The sequence below is a fragment of the Sphingomonas sp. BE138 genome (assembly GCF_031456125.1).
In the GTDB taxonomy this organism is placed as follows: domain Bacteria; phylum Pseudomonadota; class Alphaproteobacteria; order Sphingomonadales; family Sphingomonadaceae; genus Sphingomonas.
Genome location: NZ_JAVDUC010000029.1, coordinates 1 through 21,174 on the forward strand (window position 1 = coordinate 1; position 21,174 = coordinate 21,174).

Genomic DNA, 21,174 nt, shown 5'->3' on the forward strand with positions numbered 1-21,174 from the left:
AAGGAACTGTAATTATCTGGAGTGAATTCATGGAAAACCGAAGGAAACCTGCGCCTCCCGCCGCCACGCTCGACATAAACTGCGACTGCAAAGAATATGTGTAATGTTGAGCTCAACATTAGATCGCTTCGCGTGGCGACAGATCGATCTCGAGCTCGGCGCGCTCGTCGGGACTCAGCGCGTCGAGACGACGATCCAAGATCGACTCAGCTGTGGTCACAAGCTGCAACACGACGGATTGGCCGTTCGCAAGATGCTGGCGGACCGCCGCGATCACGGTTGGAAGCTTCATGGATAGCAGGACTTGGCCAAAGAAGCGCTGCTTGGTCGATTCGAAGCGCGAGCGGGCTGACGCCTTGGCGCCGCTGTTCAGCGTGGCGTTCTCCAGCCCGTCGACGACGCCGGTGAGTTCGAGAGCCCGCTCCATGTTCTGGTGGATGATCGACCAGCCGTCGGCATATGTGTCATAGATTTCGATCTGGGCCGGGGTCAGCTCGTGCCGCAGAATCTCGTACTCGACGCCCGCGAAACTCAACGCTCGCGCCATGTAGAGACCGGTCGCCTTGAGATCGCGAGCAACGAGCTCCATCGCCGCGATGCCGCCCTTGCGGATGCCGCTGATGAATTGCTCGCGATCGGCAAAGGCGGTTTCCGGTCCCCAGAGACCGAGGCGCACCGCATATGCGAGATTGTTGACGTCGGACGCGCCCGTCGCCGAGGCATAGAGCACGCGCGCACCGGGAAGCTGGTTCTGGAGGAGCACGCCGCAGATGCCCTGCTGCGATCCTTCCTTGGCGCCAAGGGCGCCCTCCCCGCCCGCGACCCCGCCCATTTCATGGGCTTCATCGAACGCCAGCACGCCTTGGAAGTCGGCCCCCGCCCAATCGACGATCTGCTTCAGCCGGCTGTGATCGCCGCGCATCGAGCGGAGCGTCGGGTAGGTGACGAGAAGAACTCCTTGCTCGAGCCTGATCGGCTCGTCGATCTTCCAGTTGGAGATCGGCTGGATGTCGCCGCTGAGGCCGCCAAGCGCAGTCCAATCCCGACGCGCATCTTCGAGCAACGGCGCATTCTTGGTGACCCATATGTTGCGACGGCGGCCCTGGAGCCAATTGTCGAGGATGCAGGCGGCAATCTGGCGTCCCTTGCCTGCACCCGTCCCGTCCCCGAGGAAGAAGCCCTTGCGATAGGCTTCGCCGTCCTCGGCAAGGGTCAAGCCGACGCCTTCCTTGTTCGGCTTGAAGCGGCCGGGGATCGTCTGCGCCCAGGCATGTCCCGCATAGACGACCGTTTCGAGCTGGGAGGCGGAAAGCAGGCGCTCGGAAACGGTGCGCTCGGGGAGCGAGGGGACATAGTCGGGGATCGGCGCCGGGATCGATCCCATCGCCACGGATTCGACCAGCGCGGTCGGATGCTCGCCGGCGGTGGCGAAGCTGATCCGGCTTGGCCGGTAGGGAAGATAGACGCCGGTCTGCTCGAGGAGCGGTGCGGGTGTCGCGAGCTTCTCATATTCGACGGGGAGCACATCGTTACGAACGGGCGCGTGAAAGGTGCGCGGTTCTGGGCGGCTGCTCTTGACCGCGCGAAAAAGCGAGATGCCGCCCGACCGCTTTGGCGCCGGCACGGGCTCGTCTCGACGGGGCCTCGATCTTTCGGGAACGCGTAGCGCATCGAGAAGCTCGGTCACGGAGGAGCGCTGGATCACGGACGGCGGTGCCTTGCCGGGGACCTTGTCGATCACGAACAGTCGGATGGCGATCGACGTCCCGTGCTTCAAATAGCACTTTTCGAGCCGCACCGAGGTCTGGACGGTGACATTGCGCAGCACCGTTTCGTACTGGTCGCGCATCCTGGCGCTGGGCCCGAACCAATCAGGCATGATCGCAACCAGACGTCCCCCCGCCTGCAGCCGGCGAAGCGCAGCCTGTAGATGGCGGACCGCAGCATAGTCGTCGGCGCCGCGCCCGAGGGAGCGCGAGAACGGCGGGTTCATGAGGATGAGCGAGGGTCGCTCGGCAGCAGCTAAGGTCGAGTTGATCGTTGCGCCGTCCTCGCCGGAGATCGTGGCCTCCGGGAAGACGTGGTGCAGCCGCCTGCGGCGGAGGGGATCGAGTTCGTTGAGGTGGAGAGCTTTGTGTGGCCTGATTTGAGCGACAAGCAATCCGTTGCCGGCGCTCGGCTCGAGGATGACGTCATCGGGCTGGACGTCCGCAAGCAGGACCGCGACGGCGGCGATGTCGACTGGCGTTGAAAATTGCTGCCAGTCGAGTTGCTCCTCGCTCCGCACCGTCTGGGTCGGGAGCCGCTCCGAAAGTGCGACCAGGCCGCTGACTTGAGCAAAGGAATTCAAGCCCTGGCCGCTTGAGCGAAGGTGTAGGGCGAGCGCATGTTCGAGAACCTCGAAGCTCGTGCGCTGAGTCCAGCGGCCGTCGGCATCGGACCCGCCGAAAGCGGTGACCATGATATCATTGATCAGGCGGCGGCTGATAGCGCCGTCCGCTGCGAGGTGCGGTAGGAGCAGACGCGCGGCATGATGGTCGGCGCGATCGGCCGCGTGGAAGAGGTCGGTCATTTTGGGATCTCCTGCGTGGCTGCACCTTCAGCAGCATCACGCTCTCGATCCCCCTCCCCTCTTCCACCCCGGAGCGCCTAGACGCTGATGTCCTGGACGACCGCGTCGAGGACTTTCGCCCAATCCTTGAACTTTGCCGGGGGTGGTGCCCGGCGGATGGTCAGACCCGGCCGTCGGTAATGGATCTCGGCCTTGTCGGCCGCGCGTCGGCCTTCGGCGTCATTGTCCTGGGCGATGAGCAGCGTATCGATTGCTGACGGGATGATCAGTTGATTGAGACGCCGTGCGCCGAGAGAAGCCCAGCAGGGGATGGCGTTGAGGCGAGCGAACGCGTCAGCGGTTTCGAAGCCCTCGGCAATCGCAAGGATGGTGCCCCCCTCCCCGCCCCGCCACGAGCCGTTCCCAGGCATGCCGAGCATTACCTTGCGCGTATAGTCGGCGGTCGCTTTGTTGAGAAAAATCCGCTGAATGGCGACGAGTCGACGGGTCTCGCGTACGGCGATCAGCAGGGCCGGCTCGAATACCGTCTTCGGCTTCGGCATGTACGGGCACCTCGGATGAAAGCGCACCTCGCGTGGCGGCGGAAGGAGGTTGCGGCGAGCGAGATAGCGCTCGGCCAGGGTGCCTCGAACATCGACAGCCTGCTCCCAGAGCCGCTCGATATTGGCCGGGCGCTGCGGACCGGTTGCGTCGGGCGCCGAATAATGGCGACCTGGTCGGACTCGGCGGAGTTCCCTCAGGACGTCCTCTCGCGAGCATCCGGCAAAGCACGTGACGAGGATCCCGCGATCACCTTGGCGAATCGATAGGCTTGGATCGCTGTCGCTGTGGGCCGGGCACCGGCACATTGCGGTATTGCCGCTCCAGGTGCCGCCGAGCGTACCGACAATATCGATCAGTTCCTGGGTTGGTCTCTTGGCTGTAAGCGGCATAGCTGCACCTCCTGCTTACAAGCTCGGCCCCCCTTCCCTCTTTCCCTCGGTCAAATTCGCGAAGACAGAGTCGTCCGGCGCTCGCAAAAAGCGAACGGCTCGGAGATCATCGGTCAGTCGTCACTCCGATTCGCGCGGCGTTCGGCATAGGCGACGACGAACTTCTCCCAGATGCGCAGCCACTCGGTATCCGGCCGCGGCCGGCTGAAATCGGGGCATCCCTTGCGAAAGGCAGCCGCCATATCGTCGACCGACCAAGGATGACCCTTCGTCAGCGCAATCTGACGGAAGACAGTCTCCCGTGTGCCGTAGGAAAGCGAACCTGCGGGGAAAGCGAGCAGCGGTGCGTCATCCTTTCCCGATCCCGCCTTAGTCTCGCGGCGCGGCTTGACCGATGATCTCGGTGCCGTTTTTGCAGCGTCACTGCCGACGAGTCGCAGGTGCGGGCCGACCAGCTTGCGCTCAAGCGGCGCTGGCGACGGATGAAGAACCACCCTGCGGCCTGACAGGTCGACATTGGCGTTAGGATAGACCGCAGACACGATCTGCATCGTCTCACGCACAGTCTGACGGAAGCGCTTGCTATCGGCTTCGTTGCCGAGATGCTTCGCCAGCTGGTCCCACGAGATGACCTGGCCCTTGTCCGATGCGATCCGCGGTAGCCGATAAGCGAGATAGGTATAGAGATCGAGTGCCGTTGGCGTGCCCTTGAGTTCGCGGATGGCGATCTCGTTGAGCGGTACCGCATGATCGATCAGATGCGAGTAGAACGCCTCCGACATGCGAATCTCGCGCGCAAACGAGCCGTTCTTATCCAGCGAGCCGGCATATTCATTCGAGATTTTGACGTCCCGGACGGCGAAAGCATTGTCCTCCGTGTCGGTGCCGTCCCAGCGGATTTGCCACTCGCAGGCGAGAAGCCGATCAACCTGCTCCCGCATGAGATTGGCGGTGCCGCGTGGTCCGTAGGAGACGGTCTGATAGCCCAAGCGACGCATCCACTCGGTGAAATTGCGGCCCAGATAGACGTCTCGTGACTGCTTCATCACGGCCTGTGAAAGAAGGTAGATCAGGGCAACGCGCGGATAGGCGCCATAGGGCACGCCCAAGCTCCGCATGATCGATTTGCCATCGACATTCTGGAGAACGGGCCGCGGATTGATGGCGAGTGCGTATTTGCCGTCTTCGCGAACGATCGGCTGCGTATCGTCTTTGGGCCGCTTCGTCGGCAGCGACATCGCGCAGAGCGCGGAGTGGAGGAAGGCAGGGACCGGTTCTTCGTCCTGCACGCGCAGGAATGCGTCCAAGGTTAGCTGGGTGCCGGCGGTGGTGGCGAGCTTGCGAACGCCTTCCTCCCCGCCGGTAAGCATGGCCAGTGCGTATTGGTGCCCTAGCGGCTTATGCTGATCCCCATTCATGGTCTGCCCTTCCCCCCGAATCTGTCGGGGGTTTCGATGGGCATGTCTCAACAGGTTTGGAGATCGAAATCAACCCCGTTGGCAGTTTGGAGGGGAAACTTCCCTTCAGAGTTGCAAATCGACCGATGATGTCGGTGCCCTTTTACCCCTCCCCTGCCCCAACTTTTCTTGAAATCCTGAAAATCAAAACGATTCGCGAATCGGTTTTCTATAGGGTGATTCCAGTAATAGGTATGCGCTCCGAGATCATCGGTCGGGTCGCACCGAGATCATCGCTTGTTCGCACCGACATCATCGGAAAGTACCGAGATCATCGGTGGTTATCCACAAAGCGGCTTTTTGTGCGCCAGTTGGATATCTCGACTCGGCACACATCACAACGGCTCTGAAATCATCGGTCGGGACCGGCGAGCGATGGGGACGCCATCATTCGAATCGCAAACGGCTCGGAGATCATCGGTGATCTTGTAAGTCTGATGGCCATTTTCTTGCTCGAAACTGCCAACGCAGCTATTGTGGTGCATCAAACCCACAGAAGCGGATTTAGATGGCTACGGACTCTACCCTCGCTCAGCCGGACGACCTTATCGAAGGCGGCCTCGACGTTCTTCACCGCAAGGCGCTGACCATCCTCAAACGAATTCGCGACAGCGCCGTCGATCCGGAGACCGGGCGCAAGCATGGACCGACCTTTCCGATCTCGAAGGCGGCCGCACTTGCTGGTCGGACGGCCTCGGCGGTTCGCGAGGCCGAGCGCGACGGCCGACTTCCGCCACGTGAAAGAACCGGGTCGGGCCATCGGCTTCAATACACGCTCGAAGAGATCGACCATATGCGCGAGGTGTTCGGAACGCGACCCTGGCGCGGACCGACCGACACGCCGGCGATCATCTCGGTCTGCAATTTCAAAGGCGGCGTCGGCAAGTCTACGATTGCGCTGCACCTCGCCCAGCATTTCGCGATCAACGGCTATCGTGTCCTCTTCATCGACTGTGACAGCCAGGCTTCTTCGACGATGATGTTCGGCTATCGTCCAGACGTCGATCTCGACGAGGAAGACACGCTCTATGGTCATTTCCATAATCCCGAGCTGCTCGGGGTGCGCAAGATCATCCGCAAGACGCACTTCCATAATCTCGATCTGATCCCGTCGAACCTGCGGCTCTATAACCTGGAGTACGAAATCGCCGGCTATATGGCGAAGAACCAGAACATGGAGATCATCGACCTGATCGCCGAAGCGATCGATACGGTGGTCGACGACTATGACGTGGTGATTATGGACCCGCCGCCAGCACTCGGCATGGTATCGATGGCCGTGCTGCAGGCCGCTAACTGCATGGTCATCCCGGTTCCGCCGAGCTTGGTTGATTTCGCCTCGACCGTCTCGTTCATCGACATGACGCGCACGACAATGAAGCAGTTGGAGAAGATCGCGGGGCGGGGGCGGCCAGCCTATAATTTCATCAGGCTTGTCGGCAGCCGGGTCGACGAGAGCAAGTCGATGCACCGAGAGGTGCTATCGATGATGCGGCAGGTGTTCGGCGGTTCGATGACCCAGTCGGTGATGGTAACCAGCGCCGAGATTGACAACGCCAGCTCGCGTATGAAGACCGTCTTCGAACTCGAAAAGCCGGTCACGTCGCACGAAGTTTACAACCGCTGCATGCGTCATCTGAACGAGGTGTGTCGGGACATCGAACAGGACGTTCTACGAACCTGGGCGAGCAGGGCAGGGGAGCGTGTCTGATGGCGAGTTGCCACGTGGCAACAGGCAGGTTTTGCGAGGTGATAGCGGCGGAGAATCAGGCGCGTTTTGGGCCTCGCTGTCACCGCTGTTGCCACGTGGCAACTTCTAAACAAGTGAAGCAAAATCAGCGGATTGAGTTGTAGTGATATGTATCTCCGTCGCGTGAACATAGGTCTGAAACTACGCCGCGAAACGGCCGAGTTGCCACGTGGCAACTCCTCCACTTTGAGCGGGCCGAAGGCGGCGATAAACGAAGAAGGAACGGGCCGATGAGCAAGGGCAACAAGGGCTTCGGCTCAATGTTCACAGAGGGTCTCGATGACGAGGAGAACCTCGATAAATCCACTCCCGCCGAAGGCATCATGGCGAGCCGCAGCCAGACGCTCGCGCGGATAGCGACGGGCAAGTCCGTCGCTGATCGGACGGAGTGGGTCGACCCTGCGAAGTGCCGCCCCTGGCGTATGCACAATCGCGATCTCGACCATCTCACGGAGGAAAGCTGCCGTGACCTAATCGACTCGTTCTTGTCCGCAAAGAAGCAGCGGATCCCGGCCATCGTTCGGCGCCTGAAGGACGATCCCGAGTACGACTTCGAGATCATCGCCGGTGTTCGCCGCTGGTGGACGGTGCAATGGCTCCGCGCGCACCATCATCCAGAGTTCGAGTATCTGGTCACGATCCAGAGCGTGACAGACGAAGAGGCGTTCCGTGTCTCGGATGTCGAAAACCGCTCGCGCAAGGACATTTCGGACTGGGAGCGCGCCAAGGAATACACCGTTGCACTTGCCGAGTTTTACGAGGGCTCCCAGTCACAGATGGCCGAGCATCTGAACCTTTCCAAGTCCTGGCTTAGCCGGCTGCTGGACGTGGCACGCCTGCCCACCGAAATCGTCTCGGCCTTCTCCGACACGCACGACATCACTGTTCGCGTCGCGCGCGATATCAAACCGCTTACGGGCGACGCGAAGGCGCTGGCGAAGATGCGCGACGAGTCAGAGCGGATAGAGGAGGAGCGCACCAAAAACGGCGTGAAGCTAAGCGGGCCCGAGGTCGCCAAGCGCCTCGTCAAGGCGACTGTCGCCCCCAGCCCCAAAGGTGCCGCCGAGAAGGAAATCACCGGCAGGGGTGGCAAGGTTATCCTGCGCTACACGAGGGCGAGGGGAGGGGGGCTTACCATCAAGGTGCCGCCGAAGACGGAAGCCTCGCCTCCGGAACTGCTGAAGGCAATCGAAGGACTGCTGACTTAGTGGTTCGTCTCTGCCAGAGGACAGATCGATCGCGGCTTATATGGCGGGCCCCTTATATTTGTCGGCGATGCCCTGTGTCACGGAGTAGCGCGTACGGCCACCAAAGTGAGCGCTAATGAACGCGGCAGCTTGGGCGCTCCGTGCGCTCACAAAGCTCTGCGCATGGCCGACGGTCGATCGGTTCTGGCGCATGATAAGTTCGCGCTCGGGTAGAGTTGCGATGCGGTCGGCGAGCGAGCGTGATCCGGCTGCAACGAAGAGGGCGTTGGGACCGATCGGCAGGCTCACATAGGACGAGTTGCTGCCGAGCCATGCAAAGCTCACCGGCACGTCGAGCGGCCAGTCGGACACGAAGAACTCTCGCGGATTGGTGGTCTTGATCACCAGCCATTCCATGTTGATGAGCGCTCGTCCGCGCTCTGCGTCATCGATGACGGTTCGTAGGATTTCCATCTGGAGCGCGCTCAGCGCCGCAGGCGGAAGAGCGACGTGCTCGCCATCGACAATTGCGCGACCGCTTTCCGGACCGGCGAGCGCACCAACGGCGTCCTTCAAACCGCGCATGTCCAATGGCGTCCGAAACCAGAGCGAGAATACAAAGCGGCCCCAGTCCGAGCATTGCGCATCACTGAGCGAGCGAACGTCCCCGTCGAGGATCTGCGCATGAACCTTCGCTGCGGCATCATCCACCACCTGCATGAACAGGGTTTCCATCTGCTGCGCGTGCTCGGGCGGGAAGCCGACGGTCTTATACAGGTCCCGTTCGAAGCAGACGCTCTTCGGCGAGGCGGGTGCGCTCTCGATCTCGCCGCGCCAGTCGCAATGGTACCGGAGCAGCACGCCGCCCGTCGTCCATTGTTCGAGCAGGAACTGCGGGATGAAAATGATGCCGAGAGGGCGGGTTCTGAGGTTTGGATTGCACGGGTATCGATCTTTCAGGTGTGACTCTGGAGAGAGGCGAGGAGCTTGCGGGCGCCTTGGGGCGTGATTTTCAGCAGGCGTGCCACCGCGGCGGGCTGAAGCCCCGGATAGGAGAGCTGAAGCCGAGCGAGCAGGGGAGCCTTGCTTCGCTTCGTGACCTGAAGATCAGACCGGATTCGCGCCGCCGCACGTTCGATTGAATCAAGCTCCCGTAGCCCCGCCTGAGCCGTTCTACCAATTGCCTGAGCTACCGTCTTGGCGAGCTCGGCAGGGGAGGGGGGCAGGTATTTTGGCAGCAGGATACAGGAAGGAATGACCCGAGTGGTGAAGCCGGCGCGATAGAGCATTTGCGGCACGGCGACCGCGATCAACCAGTTCCGGTCGCGATCGCGCGGTGGAAGGTTAAGCGTTCGCCCATCGAGGCTGACGACGTCCCATCCGCTTGAGGGCGCTGGCTCGGTGAGGGCGGCCAGCTCGAAGACGCGGTTGGCAAGGCTGAGAAGGTCGCGTGTAGGGAAGGGGGCGTCTGCCGCCGCCTGCACCTGCCGCCATAGTGGACCGAAATGGGCGAGGTCCGACGTCGCATAGGTTTCCGCTTCCGCGCGATCGTCCAGGACGGAACGCAGCGCATTCAGCGTCGCGCGGGCGAGCGGGTCGCTGAGGTCCTGATCGCGGCTGAGGGCGATATGGAAGATGGCCGCCACCGAGATCGGATCGTTGAGGCCCTCGGACGAGCGGGGAGGGGGTGTGCGGCCCGCGATCCAGTCCTGCAGGTCTTTCACTGCGATCGGCACGCTGGCGAGCCCGGCAAGGGCGGAGGCGCCCTCAAGACGCGAACGCGCGAGAAAGATGTCCGCGCATGCGCTACCCTGCAGCCGGCCGTCGAGGCGTCCGAGCAGGAGCAATGCGTCATCGGCACGAGGGTTGTCGTCGCGGTTCATGAGTGACAACGATGCCACGCAAGGAAACCAAAGTCAGCAGTTGGTTTGCACCCCTGATAGTCTCTGTTCATACACATTCGATAATTGCAGTTATCACATAACCATATTTGGCGCCGCATTATAAGTTGTGCTACAGCACCCCGAGGACGGGCAGGGGCGATCGCGCGTGGAAAGGACGGTTTTCTGGTCATGGCAGAGCGATCTCGACGGCCGCGTCACCCGCGAGCTGGTCCGCTCCGCGCTTGATCAGGCGATCGGCATGATCTCGGCCGAGCTCGACGAAGCGGATCGTCCGAGCCTCACCTCTGACACGCAAGGAGTCGCCGGTTCGCCGGACATCGTCGCGACGATCCTCCGAAAAATCGATGAGGCGGCGGTTTTTGTTGGCGACGTGACGCCGATCGCGGTGTCGGCCGACGGCAAGGCATGCGCCAATCCGAACGTGCTGATCGAGCTTGGCTATGCTCATCGGGCGCTCGGTGATAATCGCGTGCTGCAGGTCTGGAACACCGCGTTCGACGGGGCGACTATCGACAAGCTGCCGTTCGACATGCGCGGGCGGCGCGGTCCTATCGCCTTCCATCTGCCGGACGGCGCCGATCGCGAAGAGTTGCGTCGGGTGCGGGCGGATCTCGCCAAGCGGCTCGCCGAATATCTGCGCCTCGCTCTCGACCAACTGCCCGCACCGCCCCCTGAGGCCGTCCACTGGCAGCCGCATTTCGCCGGTGATCCGGACCTCTGGTTCGATCGCACGCAGCCCATTCTGGTGACCCACCCCAGCCACGGAACGAGCCGGGTGCGCTGGATGGACAAGTTCCCGGGCTATGCCCGCCTCATCCCGTCGCGATGGGTACCCAAGCCAGGCGCGAAAGAGGCGCTTGCGAGCAACAGCGGCCACCCGGCGCTGATCGCGAGAGCGAACGCGCTCGGCTACGGTATCAGCCGCGGCGGCACGATGATCTATTGGCCGGGCACGGAGGAGGACGGCGCATATCCGACGCTGGCGATAACCCAGTGGTTCGAGAAGACCGGGGAATTCTGGGGCGTCGGCGGCGGCTTCCTGTTCGATCGCGAGGGGCGGATCACGCTCGCGACGGGATATTTCTTCAAGCACTGGTTGCATTTCCTCGAGCGCAACAGCCGGCTCGCGCTCGACCATGGCGGCTCGCTGCCGATCCATGTCCGTCTCGGCGTAAATGGCCTCGCGAATAGCTGGTGGCCGCTCGGTCGCTATTCGTTCAGCGACGAAGGCTTCGGCGCGGTTGAGGACACCTATGAGTATGTCGCCACGCTCACGTCGATCGATCCGGATCATCTCAAGGGCATCGTAGCCGATGCCTTCAACGGCTTGGCTGCCATCTACGGGATGGAGCCGCAGACGTTCGAACAGATCGCGGCAGCGGCCCGGTAGCCGTGGCTGGCGACGCGAAAACGCTGGTGGATCTCACGGTCACTCCCGAAGGCGGCGCACGCGACCTCGCTTGGGAGGTGACCAAGTTGCGCTGTCAAACGCAGATCACGGTCAATGCCGAATTGATCGCCGCCTATCAGGCGGCGTCCTCGCCACATTCGATCAGGGCGCTGGCCAGCGACCTTGAAGCGTTCGATCGGTGGTGCCGGCGCAACGGGCGGATGACGCTCCCGGCCACGCCGGAATCGGTAGCAGATTATCTCGATGCAAGGGCAGGGCAGGGGGCGAAACCAGCATCGCTCGGCCGCTACAAGGCGTCGATCGCAAAGGTCCATCAGCTGCTCGATCTCAAGGATCCCACCCAAGCCGAATTGGTCAGGCTGCGACTGCGGGCGATCCGACGCGAGAAGGGCACTGCACAGGCCCAGGCGAGGCCGCTGCGCTTCAAGGGCCCCGTGCGCGACGTCGAGCGGGACAAACCCCGCGGGCTCAACGTGAGGGCGCTCCTGGAGGCTTGTGGAGGCGATTTGCCGGGGTTGCGCGACCGGGCGCTGCTATCGCTGGCGTACGATACCGGACTGAGGGCGTCAGAGCTCGTCGCTGTGGAAGTGAAACATATCCTCGAAGCGCTTGATCCCGAGGCTAGGCTGCTTGCGATCCATCGAAGCAAGGGTGACCAGGAAGGGGAGGGGGCTACCGCCTATCTCTCGCCCCGCTCGATGCGTGCGATTGTCGCGTGGACCGAAGCGGCGGGGATTACGGCCGGGCCGCTGTTCCGGCGGGTGCAGGTGCGTCGCTATAAGGCGCGGCCGGCAGTGAAAGGGCGGCGGATCGATAGCATTTCCAGCCGCGAGAAGTGGGATCTGCGTAAGACGCTTCCTAAGCCAGCCGTGCCGGCAAGGGTGGAATACGACATCGGCGATGCGGCTCTCCATCCGGGCTCCATCGGGCCGATCTGGCAGGCAATCATTCGGCGCGCGTTCGATCGTGGCGCGCTTGGCGACCTGACGGCGGATGACCTAGCGCGCTTGCTTAAGGGGATCAGCGCGCACTCCACGCGGGTCGGGCTCAACCAGGACCTGTTCGCCAGCGGAGAGGATCTGGCCGGGATCATGGACGCATTGCGCTGGAAGAGCCCGCGGATGCCACTTGCCTACAATCGAAACCTGGCGGCTGAGCAAGGTGCAGCCGGCCGGCTGCTCGCGAAGATAGGATAAATGGCGGAATCGGCGCCCAAGCCCGTCAGGGTTCCAACACCCGAGGAGTTCGCGGCTTATAAGGGCGCGCACTGCCATCAGCTATGGGCTCGGGTGGGTCCGGACTGGACCTGCCCCAGTTGTCGGCGATCGAAATTTCAAATTCTTCGCTGGACCATGCGTTTTCCACGGACCGTGAACAGGTTCGAGGATTGGATGGCTGGCCTGCACGAGCACCATGATCACGCTCGCAGTTGGACCGGCGTCGGCACGGCTCGGTTTTTGCCAACGGTGCTTTGCGACCAGTGCAACGCAGCGGACGGCGCGGCCAAGCGACGCCTTAAGCTACCCGAGAACTTTTCATTTTCGCCCGCTGAGATAGCCAAGTTCGTCGTGTCGACCCCACATGGAAAGCACGTGATCGACTACGACTTAGCCGCGAGAATCTATTCGGCTCTGTGAAGAGCCCACGACGTTTTCTCGTGATACAAGGCGACCATAAGGACCCATTGCATGGTAGATCAGTGGGGCATGCCGATCCTTGATCCCATCCGCTTCCACGGCACCTTGTCCAACGGCGACGCCGACGTCTCGGTAGGCTTTGCCGCCGGCATAGACGACGATGGCAATCTTACACTCGCGCTCGATCCCATTACCCCGGGCAGCGCAGCGACACCGTTTGTGCCACGAGATCGCCCACTGGACGATCAATCGACGCTGGGCCTGACAGGCATTTCAGAGGATGGCAGTTGGCGCTTCGCGAGCGAGACGTTTCATCTTTATCGCTGGTCGTATCCAGAGGATCGCGTCGAGATCGAAGGAAGCTGCGGGCACGCCGAGCTTAGTCGAGACGTCCGTAGCGACCACAATGACATGCGCGCCTGGTTCTTCCGCAAGCTTGCGACCATCCACGGCATCGAGCGCAAGACCCCGCTCGGTCGGTTGGTCTTCACGGGATACCGAGAGAACGCCGACCAGGAGCCTCGAGCGGTGTTGGCCATCCATGCTGATGGCTCAGAAAGTCAAGGCTGGTGGGACCAGAGCGAACGGTTCCTCATCCATCTCGAGCGCGTCCTATCACTTGCGTGCGACGTTTACCTCGTGCCGATCTACGAGCAGCGCGTCAGGGCAGGCGTAATGACTCTTCGTGTCGTCCAGCGGGGTAGGACATCCTCTCCCTATATGGCGCCGTTTGATCTCCTCTACATGTGGCAGATCTTCGATTGCGCGGTGCGCTCCTTCAAGGAGCGACCTGAGGCGATAGAGCGCTTGGATCCTGCCATCCGCTGGATGACGGCCCCTGTGGCCTATCGAGAATCGCGGCTCATCAATGCCATGAGCGCTCTTGAGAGCATCATCGCACGGTCTGGCCTCCCTGGATTGTTCGTCGACGATCCCGCCGCCTTCCACGAGCTAAAGAAGCGCGTCCGTAAATTCCTCAAGGCAGATCCAGACGCCCCCTCTGCTATGGGCGGGAAAGTCGACGAGCTGAACCGCCGCTCTCTGCGGGACAAGCTGGACATCCTTTTGGAAAGCCGCGGCATCCGCACGGCCGACCTGCCGGCTGGTTGGCTCGCGGCGATCACGAATGCGCGGAATGTGATTGTCCACACCGGCGTGGCGCCAGATCAAGGGCCAGCGGACGCGCGCTTGCTCGACCACATTGTCTGGGCGCGCGAAATCGTAACCCGCATCATCCTCGATGCGATCGGCTTCGAAGGCCAGTATCAAAGCTGGCTGCATCGAAGCGAATACCTGAGCTATCCCGGCTGTCGACCGATGAGCGAAATCGCTGCTGAACAGGCATCGGCGAGCGCCAAACGCTCGGACGCCGACCAATGATGAGCACCGGGCGAGGAGCCGAGCTATCGATGCGACTTTACAAATACATGAGTTTGGCGAGCCTGGAGGCGGTGCTCGAGCATAACACGGTCGGGTTTTCCCTGCCGAAGGATCTGAACGATCCGTTTGATTTCCCCACAGCGCCAGATGTCCGGGATTATGGTTTGTTTGGTTCGCTGACAGCTAGCCTGAAGGGCAGCATATGGGCGAGGTACATGGGCGTTTGCTCAATGACCCGCACGGCGACCAACTCGCTGATGTGGGCGCACTATGCTGACAAGCATCGTGGCGCTGTCGTTGAAATCGATATGGGCACAGCGGGTTTTTTGAAGACAGAAGCGAACGCAATTCCGGCGCATTTCGGAAGCGTCATCTATCTGAACAATCCCAACATGAGCCAGTATGCCGGCGCTCCAACGTCTGGGCCGGGGGTTGTCGTCGGCGAACTATATGATTTCCGGGTAGACTATTATCAGCAGCTGCAGCGGCTGTTTCTCTCCAAGCCGCTTTGCTGGGCCTATGAAGAGGAAGTTCGGGTGGTGAAGTGTCTGCGCGGCGTTGACGAAGAAAACCCGGAAAACGCCAGTGGCACTTTCACGGTCGTGCGGCGAGACGACGGCTCCTCGATGCACGCCTTTCACCTTCCCGAGGGAAGCGTGTGTCAGATCCGCTTCGGCATCGCGGCGAACCCTTACGAGGTTCAGCGGATCGTCAATGACTTTGCACTGGAAGGCTGCCTGGTCGGACGCAAGCGGCGCGGATCATACGATGTCCAGTTCGAGCCTTTCCAGAATGCGCAGGAGATGATCGCCGGCGCACAAGATCAAGGCTGAGCGCTCTATTGTGCGCCCGAAAACGCCCGGATCTCCTCTTCCTTCGAAGTGAACTCGCACGATTTGACTGCCACGATCGGCGTACCTGTCGCAGCGCGCTCTTCAGCTTGAGCGACCGCGACATAGCGACGCTTACGATTAATCGCGTCGTTCTTCGAGAACCCTCAGTACCGATGCCCGCCGATGCAACCGCGCCGTGCGCCGCGCCGTCCAGAGTATCAGGGCCAGATTGAGCACCGAGAGAACGAAGGTGATGTGACACATCATATGCGTTCTCGCTCTTCAGTTTCGTCATTGGGCTGAATCGGGGGACGCCGCTCGCCGGGCAGCAACAGGCGCGCTGCAGTTAGCAGCACGATAAGGAAGATCAGGAGTAAACAGCCGCCTGACATGACGGATCAGCGGTCACGCGACCGGAACGGTAGCGAACTCACGCCGCCGCCTTTGTGGACCGCGTGCCGCTGCGGTCGCTGTTGCGAACGCGGCGGACCGGTAGGTGACGGCAGTTTTTCTTGAAATATACGATTTCAAGCAATGTCGGCCAAATCTCGAGCGCAGACTTGATCAGGCCAACTTCGTCATCAACCAGCCGGCTGACGTTCTGCTGGAAGAAGTCAGGCTCGAAGTCATAGAACGTGCGGGAAAGGTTGACGGCAAAATGGCCAAGCGCCTGTCGGCGCTGTTCGGTACGCGCACTTTGCACGGCATTCAGCACCCGGGCATGGATAGCGCGGGCGACATCGAGCATCTCTTCAGTGTCTTGAAGAGATACGGCGCCATCGTAGTCGAAGGCGATGCTTAGATCGTCGGTCTTCCGCAGGCTCTCGCGGAACTTGCGCTTGAGAAGGTGGCAGATTGCCTCGTTGAAAACCTCCGAAGGCAGAGGGTTGCGCATGTAGTTGTTCTTGATGTGCGTTTGCGCGGAGTCGACATGAGCTGCGGCAATGTTGGGCTGCTGTATCCACAGACGGTAGATATAATCCTCGAACCGCAATCGGGTCGGGAAGAATGGCGGCAGTCCAGTCCGATTATCATAGCCGGCAACGCCGCAGTCCATGCGCCAATTCTTGTTAGTCACGCAGGGGCGGAAGTTCACCAGCACGTAGGTCTCGTTGAGCGTCTCGGCATTGAGTTCATCAGGATCGTCGAGGAACATGTCGACATAGTCGACAGCGTCGATGTCGTTGGTGCCGGTGCGGAACGTCTGCGCCATCTTGACCACAGCCGAACGGGAGATGCGCCCGGCCTCGATCGACAGGGAGTTTTCGCGCGCTAGGCCCAGCGAGTTGTTCGTTTCGAGATCCATGGCGCTGTCGCGTACGAGGTCGCCGCGCGCGTAGTTGGCCGGCGCCTCGCCGACGGTGCGACCCAGGATATCGCGGAAGGACTCGAGAATGTCGTATGACTTGCGGGTATGCCCATTTGCGCCGCGTGGAATGAGCTTGCCACGGCTGATCTCCTGCTCGCCGAGTGACTCCGGACTGTCCTCGATCAGCGCATAGGGCCGCATATCATCGTCGGCACTGACCATGAGGTTGCCGAGCGTGTACATCAGCGAAAAATTGCGGTTGCCGCCGTAGCTCGGGCGGAAGAGATTGCGCACGAGAACATCGAGCTTCCGGTCGCGCAGACGCTTGCAGATGTAGGAGACGAACTGCTCCTTCTCCGCTGGCCCTACGTACCACAGCTCATTGTGGGTCCGGGTTGCTTCGAGCGAAGCATAGTATTTCTCGTGGTTGGCGACAGAGGAGTCGTCGAAGACCACGATCGGCGCGGTCTGGCCGCTGCGCTCGAAATTGGCGTCGTAGGCTTCTACTGTCTCACCGACGTCGCGCAGGCGGTAAGTCGGAATCACGAACTTGAGTTCAGGGTCTGTCACATCGAAGCCTTGTGAAGTGCTGTGGGACGTTCGGGGCGTTCACCTGGGTGCGGTGCCCGGGATCGCTTGGGAGTTCCGTCCTGCCGTTGGGCGCGCAGGATAAGGTATGTGGTCATCGCCATGCGGCCGCCGCCCAAGCCGGGATCGAGGAAGATCAGCGGATCGATTTCCGGATGTGGGTTGGATTGAGCCGCCCGTGACTCGGCCATCATTGAGCGGGCTTTCGAGGCCGCTTCGCAACCGGCCGTCCAGCGCTGGCGTAACCGCGGTCCATACACGAGAAGTAGGATGCCGAGGCAAGCGGCGAAAAAGGCTACTAGGCTGCCCGCCCATGACAACGCTGCTACGAATCCAGTCTTTGACGGCGACATAGCGCCTGCCTGGATGATCCCCGTGCCGGCGCTCACCAGGAGCAGCATGCCGCCCGCCAGTCGCGAGAGAAGTGCGCTTGTGATCATGAGCGACCACCGGCTTGTTGGGACCAGCCCAACGGAAGCTGCCATTAGCATGGTTCTTCCCTGGAGGATCAAGGGGCGGCGGTGCAGACTTTCCTGCATTAGCGCGTCAGCGATCGTCCGTTTGAGAGCCGACACCATCGACTGCCTCCCAGAAGCTCGTGAGCGTTAGTCTTCCCTCGATCCGTCGGATGGGCTTTCGTCTAGCGGCGTGTTCTTCCGCTTCCGTCGATCCATCATGAAGATTTTGATGCGCAGATAGAGCGCGAGCGCGCTGAGGCCGACGATGATCAGCAGCAGCATCAGGAAGCCTTCGGGGGTCATGCGCTTCGCTCATTTTTCGCCTCGCGGTAAATCGTTCCGATGGCGCGTTTCTGCATACTTTGGCGGACTGGTGTCGCGCGCGTCGGGAAAGGCGATGTCGAATCGCGACGCGCCCTGCGCCCAGCGCGGGGATATCGGAACTTCGTCGTGGATGTGCGCGCCGAGCCACAGGAGCCCGCCGCCTAAGCTGATGCCGAGGAACCCAATCGCTGCCAATCCCAGTTCTAAAGCTGAGCCTTCATGGCGGGGCGGGATATGCACAAGGTGATAGGGAGCACCTCAAGGTTTGTGACACGGACAGCGGTAAGCTGAACAGGTAGCGAACAGGGCGGCTCAGGCCACCTTGGCTCCGGGTCCGCCGGCGATGTTGAGTGCGCGGTAGCCGTCTTGATCGAGCTCGGCAGCGGCGTTTTGCCAGAGGTAATCGCCGGTCAGGCTGATGTGTCGCCAGCCTAGCGGGGCTACATGGGCGAGCAGCTCGTCGGGCGCGGGCTCGCCGCTGGCGCGCAGATGCTCGACGGCGCGGCCCATGTAAAGCGTGTTCCAGTACACGATCGCGGCGGTGACCAGCGTCAGCCCGGACGCTTTCAGCGCCTGGTTCTCGAACTGCGGATCGCGCAGGCGGCCCTGTTTGTGGACGAACACGGCTTGGGCGAGCGTGTGACGCGCCTCGCCCTTGTTGAGCCCAGCCTGACACTGCTGGCGGAGCGCCCTGGATTCTAGCCAGTCGAGCGTGAACAGCGTGCGCTCGATCCGGCCCAGCTCCTGGAGCGCGAAGTCGAGCCGGTTCTGGCGACGGTACGCGGCCAGCTTCTTCAGCATGACCGACGGTAGCACCACGCCGGCCTTCACGGACGCGGCGAGCCGGACGATCTCGTCCCAGCTTTCGCGGATGGCAGCGATGTTGAACGGGCGCCCGATCAGCTTCGCGAGCGCCTCGGGGCGGGCCGTGCCCGGGAACAGGCCGAGCCGGCGATCGGCTAGATCGCGCAGGCGGGGCACGAACCGGAAGCCGAGTAGGTGCGCGAGCGCGAACACGTGGTCGGACGCGCCGCCCGTATCGGCATAGTGGGTCGCGGGTTCGATGCCGCAGCCGTGCGCGACCAGCCCGTCCAGCACATAGGGCGCCTCCGCCGCGGTCGCCGAGATCAGCCGGACATGGTAGGGCGCGTAGGTATCGGCGACATGGGCGTAGATCTTCTGCCCCGGCTCCCGGTCGTAGCGCGCGTTGGTGCTGCCGGCCGCGCCCCGCCTGCCCGAGCGGAAGAACTGCCCGTCCGAGCTCGACGCGGTGCCGTCGCCCCACACGCGCGTGAGCGGCAGCGCGGCTTGCGCGTCCACCAGATGGCGCAGCCCTGCCGCGTAATTCTCTTCCGATACGTACCAGCCATGCGTCCAGGCGAGCTGGGCGTAGGTGACGCCCTGGCTGGCGTTGGCCATGCGCTCGATGCCGAGGTTCGTCGCGTCTGCCAGGATCGCGGCGAGCACGGCCTGCGGGTTGGAGTGGGCGCGGCCCGAGCGCAGTTCCGGAAATGCGCACAGGAACCCGGTGCGGGCTTCCACCTCGGCGAGCAGCTCGGTGATGCGCACGCGGGGCATGAGCCGGTCGACGGCCGCGTCCAGCCTGTCGGCCGCAGCGGGCGTTACGGCCGCGAGCGGGCTGACCCTGAGGTTACCGCCCCGCAGCTCCACGCCGTCGAGCGTGCCGCGCTTCAGCGAGCCTGCGAACCGGCGCAACCGCCAGTCGAGCAGCCTGGCGCGCCCCTCCAAGTAGCGGCCGACGTCGGTGTCGAACGGCAGCGTGAGCGCGATCTCGGCCGCTTTGCCGGGCGGGAGCATATAGCTGTCGAAGCGCAGGTGTTCGCGCGTACCCTCCACCCACAGGTCGCCCGATTGGAGCCGCTCGCGCACGGTCGCGACCGTGGCGGTTTCGTAGCGACGGCGGTCGATGACGCCGCCCTCGGTGATCGCCGCCTTCCATTTTCTGGAAAACGGCATGGGCGCATCGGCCGGTACGTCTCGCCGCCCGGTCGCGTTCAGCGCGCGCACGACCTTGATCGCGCCGAGCACGCCGTCGCGCGAGCCTGCCGCCTTGAACCGGAACGCGTCAAAAAACGCGGGCGCGTAGCGCCGCATCGTCATGTAGCGCCCCGCCGCGCGGATCAGCGGCTCGTCGCGAGTCAGGTCGGCGATCGCGGTCGCCTCGCTCTCGGCGTCCAGAAGCCTCGTCCAGCCCACCCCGTCGTCGAGCGCCGCCCAGACGTCCAACCCGTCCTCGCGCGCGACCCGGAGTGCGCCGACCGTGGCGCCCAGCAGCCGCATGAGCCGGTTCACGTCGCGTGTGGTCGCCTCGATGCCGCGCTTCTGCGCGGCCCTGGCCCTGGCGAACAGGAGGCCGGTCTGCTTGCCGAACATCTCGATCGCGGCGTCCGCGAGCCGCGCTTCCAGGTCGATGACGGCTGCGGCGAGTGTCGCGCGCCTTCTGCGGAGCGAGTAGTCGGACAGGAGGAACGCGGGCGCGACGTGGCCTTCGCGCACGAGCTGCTCGAAGCGGTGCTCGTGGATGCGGCCGGCCATGCCCGGGTCGAGCCCGAGCCGGCGCACGTGCGCGAGCCGGGCGAGAATGCCGGCGAGATTGCGCGCGGTCGGGCTGTCCGACGTGTCGCGCAGCCACGCGAGCGGCGTCGTGCTGCGATCCTGGTCCACGATCAGCAACGCATCCAGCCCCGTCACCTGCTCCGGAGCAAGCGCATCGACCAGCGTGTCGGCCGCGAGGCGGCGCGCCATGGCGCGCCCCGCCACCCCGATCCGCTCGATACGGGCGGGCGCGGGCAGAACGATCCGGGCAGCACGCAAATGGCCCAGCACTGCCGCGGCGATCGGCTTGCCCCGTTCGGTCGCTTCCGCCGCGCGGGTGGCTGCGCCGAGCGCGCCGGGGACGTCGGCCGCCTCGAACGCGCGCAGGCGCAAACGCTCCATCGCCTCCCAGGCGTGTTCGAGCCGGGTCTGGGCGCGATGCGCGTAGCCCTCGAACGCTGTGGGCGCGATGTCGAGTTGCGCGGCCAGGTGCCGGATCAGAAAATCGGGGACGACATCGTCGTGGCGTATGCCGAAGCCGGGATGACGCAGCAGGGCGAGGTGCAGCGCGAAGCCGAGCCGGTTGGCGTCGCCGCGCTTCGCTTCGATCAGTGGCCGGTCCTCATCGGCAACCGTGTAATGCTTGGCGAGCGAGGCATGGTCGAGGGGCACGCCGAACAACGCGCGGCGTTCGTCGCCCGTTAACAGATCGCGTCTGGCCATCGATCACCCCCTGTCCGGGAGCGTATAGTTTATGGCCGACACGTGCGAGGTGTCGCGTAACTCTCAAGTTTCGCGACAGCGGCCCTGACCGGTCACGCCACGAGGGCGGACGCTGTCGCAAATGTCTGTTGCTAATCAGCCGTGTTCCAATGC

Annotated in this window: 16 protein-coding genes; 7 read left to right on the forward strand and 9 right to left on the reverse strand. The window is 62.8% G+C overall.

Translation table 11 applies throughout. The annotated features are described in order from the left end of the window. Positions 1-118 precede the first annotated feature (118 nt). From J2Y58_RS18945 to J2Y58_RS18955, 3 genes are all read right to left on the reverse strand, one after another. Entirely contained in the window at positions 119-2,572 is a 2,454-nt protein-coding gene (locus J2Y58_RS18945) for a strawberry notch-like NTP hydrolase domain-containing protein (RefSeq protein ID WP_310106651.1), read from the reverse strand. 77 nt (positions 2,573-2,649) lie between these two features. Then, a complete protein-coding gene (locus J2Y58_RS18950) occupies positions 2,650-3,504 on the reverse strand; it encodes a toprim domain-containing protein (protein WP_310106653.1) in 855 nt (284 codons plus the stop codon). Positions 3,505-3,617: 113 nt separating this feature from the next. Beyond that, the gene (locus J2Y58_RS18955) at positions 3,618-4,922 is read right to left on the reverse strand and encodes a replication protein RepA (protein WP_310106656.1); all 1,305 of its coding nucleotides are present in this window, start codon (positions 4,920-4,922) and stop codon (positions 3,618-3,620) included. Positions 4,923-5,469: 547 nt separating this feature from the next. On the opposite strand from J2Y58_RS18955, the gene J2Y58_RS18960 reads away from it, so the two are divergent. Together J2Y58_RS18960 and J2Y58_RS18965 are read left to right on the forward strand one after the other, a co-directional pair. Then, positions 5,470-6,672: an AAA family ATPase gene (locus J2Y58_RS18960; RefSeq protein WP_310106659.1), complete on the forward strand. Its 1,203-nt coding sequence runs from the start codon at positions 5,470-5,472 to the stop codon at positions 6,670-6,672. A 269-nt stretch (positions 6,673-6,941) separates the two neighbouring features. Continuing rightward, positions 6,942-7,919 (forward strand): ParB/RepB/Spo0J family partition protein, encoded by a 978-nt coding sequence (locus tag J2Y58_RS18965; protein WP_310106662.1) that lies wholly within the window; start codon positions 6,942-6,944, stop codon positions 7,917-7,919. A gap of 36 nt (positions 7,920-7,955) precedes the next feature. On the opposite strand, the gene J2Y58_RS18970 is transcribed toward J2Y58_RS18965, so the two are convergent. Both J2Y58_RS18970 and J2Y58_RS18975 read right to left on the reverse strand, forming a co-directional pair. Further along, positions 7,956-8,858: a DUF4238 domain-containing protein gene (locus J2Y58_RS18970; protein ID WP_310106689.1), complete on the reverse strand. Its 903-nt coding sequence runs from the start codon at positions 8,856-8,858 to the stop codon at positions 7,956-7,958. Then, positions 8,855-9,781 carry a hypothetical protein gene (locus J2Y58_RS18975; RefSeq protein ID WP_310106665.1) on the reverse strand — a complete coding sequence of 309 codons (927 nt, stop codon included), beginning with the start codon at positions 9,779-9,781 and terminating at the stop codon, positions 8,855-8,857. Before J2Y58_RS18975 ends, J2Y58_RS18970 begins: the two co-directional genes overlap by 4 nt. A gap of 166 nt (positions 9,782-9,947) precedes the next feature. Here J2Y58_RS18975 and J2Y58_RS18980 point away from each other — a divergent pair, with 166 nt between their 5' ends. The 5 genes from J2Y58_RS18980 to J2Y58_RS19000 all read left to right on the forward strand — a co-directional run bounded on the left by J2Y58_RS18980 (position 9,948) and on the right by J2Y58_RS19000 (position 15,063). Beyond that, a complete protein-coding gene (locus J2Y58_RS18980; protein WP_310106668.1) occupies positions 9,948-11,192 on the forward strand; it encodes a hypothetical protein in 1,245 nt (414 codons plus the stop codon). A 77-nt stretch (positions 11,193-11,269) separates the two neighbouring features. After that, a complete protein-coding gene (locus J2Y58_RS18985) occupies positions 11,270-12,409 on the forward strand; it encodes a tyrosine-type recombinase/integrase (RefSeq protein ID WP_405053143.1) in 1,140 nt (379 codons plus the stop codon). A gap of 195 nt (positions 12,410-12,604) precedes the next feature. Beyond that, positions 12,605-12,850: a hypothetical protein gene (locus J2Y58_RS18990; protein ID WP_310106672.1), complete on the forward strand. Its 246-nt coding sequence runs from the start codon at positions 12,605-12,607 to the stop codon at positions 12,848-12,850. 51 nt (positions 12,851-12,901) lie between these two features. Then, positions 12,902-14,230: a hypothetical protein gene (locus J2Y58_RS18995; RefSeq protein ID WP_310106674.1), complete on the forward strand. Its 1,329-nt coding sequence runs from the start codon at positions 12,902-12,904 to the stop codon at positions 14,228-14,230. Continuing rightward, positions 14,227-15,063 (forward strand): DUF2971 domain-containing protein, encoded by an 837-nt coding sequence (locus J2Y58_RS19000; protein ID WP_310106677.1) that lies wholly within the window; start codon positions 14,227-14,229, stop codon positions 15,061-15,063. The genes J2Y58_RS18995 and J2Y58_RS19000 overlap by 4 nt, the downstream gene beginning before the upstream one ends. Before the next feature lie 430 nt (positions 15,064-15,493). Here the strand turns inward: J2Y58_RS19000 and J2Y58_RS19005 are convergent, their stop codons facing one another. From J2Y58_RS19005 to J2Y58_RS19020, 4 genes are all read right to left on the reverse strand, one after another. After that, a complete protein-coding gene (locus J2Y58_RS19005) occupies positions 15,494-16,942 on the reverse strand; it encodes a hypothetical protein (RefSeq protein ID WP_310106680.1) in 1,449 nt (482 codons plus the stop codon). After that, a complete protein-coding gene (locus J2Y58_RS19010; protein ID WP_310106683.1) occupies positions 16,939-17,361 on the reverse strand; it encodes a hypothetical protein in 423 nt (140 codons plus the stop codon). Before J2Y58_RS19010 ends, J2Y58_RS19005 begins: the two co-directional genes overlap by 4 nt. A 204-nt stretch (positions 17,362-17,565) precedes the next feature. Then, the gene (locus tag J2Y58_RS19015; protein ID WP_310106686.1) at positions 17,566-17,721 is read right to left on the reverse strand and encodes a hypothetical protein; all 156 of its coding nucleotides are present in this window, start codon (positions 17,719-17,721) and stop codon (positions 17,566-17,568) included. A gap of 333 nt (positions 17,722-18,054) precedes the next feature. Beyond that, a complete protein-coding gene (locus J2Y58_RS19020; protein WP_018250482.1) occupies positions 18,055-21,021 on the reverse strand; it encodes a Tn3 family transposase in 2,967 nt (988 codons plus the stop codon). Between the last annotated feature and the right edge of the window lie 153 nt (positions 21,022-21,174).

What these genes read in the sequence shown, in the direction of transcription:
- J2Y58_RS18945 (WP_310106651.1), bottom strand. Translation starts at nt 2,572, where the DNA reads ATGACCGACCTCTTCCACGCGGCCGATCGCGCCGACCATCATGCCGCG.
- J2Y58_RS18950 (WP_310106653.1), bottom strand. Translation starts at nt 3,504, where the DNA reads ATGCCGCTTACAGCCAAGAGACCAACCCAGGAACTGATCGATATTGTC.
- J2Y58_RS18955 (WP_310106656.1), bottom strand. Translation starts at nt 4,922, where the DNA reads ATGAATGGGGATCAGCATAAGCCGCTAGGGCACCAATACGCACTGGCC.
- J2Y58_RS18960 (WP_310106659.1), top strand. Translation starts at nt 5,470, where the DNA reads ATGGCTACGGACTCTACCCTCGCTCAGCCGGACGACCTTATCGAAGGC.
- J2Y58_RS18965 (WP_310106662.1), top strand. Translation starts at nt 6,942, where the DNA reads ATGAGCAAGGGCAACAAGGGCTTCGGCTCAATGTTCACAGAGGGTCTC.
- J2Y58_RS18975 (WP_310106665.1), bottom strand. Translation starts at nt 9,781, where the DNA reads ATGAACCGCGACGACAACCCTCGTGCCGATGACGCATTGCTCCTGCTC.
- J2Y58_RS18990 (WP_310106672.1), top strand. Translation starts at nt 12,605, where the DNA reads ATGGCTGGCCTGCACGAGCACCATGATCACGCTCGCAGTTGGACCGGC.
- J2Y58_RS18995 (WP_310106674.1), top strand. Translation starts at nt 12,902, where the DNA reads ATGGTAGATCAGTGGGGCATGCCGATCCTTGATCCCATCCGCTTCCAC.
- J2Y58_RS19000 (WP_310106677.1), top strand. Translation starts at nt 14,227, where the DNA reads ATGATGAGCACCGGGCGAGGAGCCGAGCTATCGATGCGACTTTACAAA.
- J2Y58_RS19010 (WP_310106683.1), bottom strand. Translation starts at nt 17,361, where the DNA reads ATGCTGCTCCTGGTGAGCGCCGGCACGGGGATCATCCAGGCAGGCGCT.
- J2Y58_RS19015 (WP_310106686.1), bottom strand. Translation starts at nt 17,721, where the DNA reads ATGACCCCCGAAGGCTTCCTGATGCTGCTGCTGATCATCGTCGGCCTC.
- J2Y58_RS19020 (WP_018250482.1), bottom strand. Translation starts at nt 21,021, where the DNA reads ATGGCCAGACGCGATCTGTTAACGGGCGACGAACGCCGCGCGTTGTTC.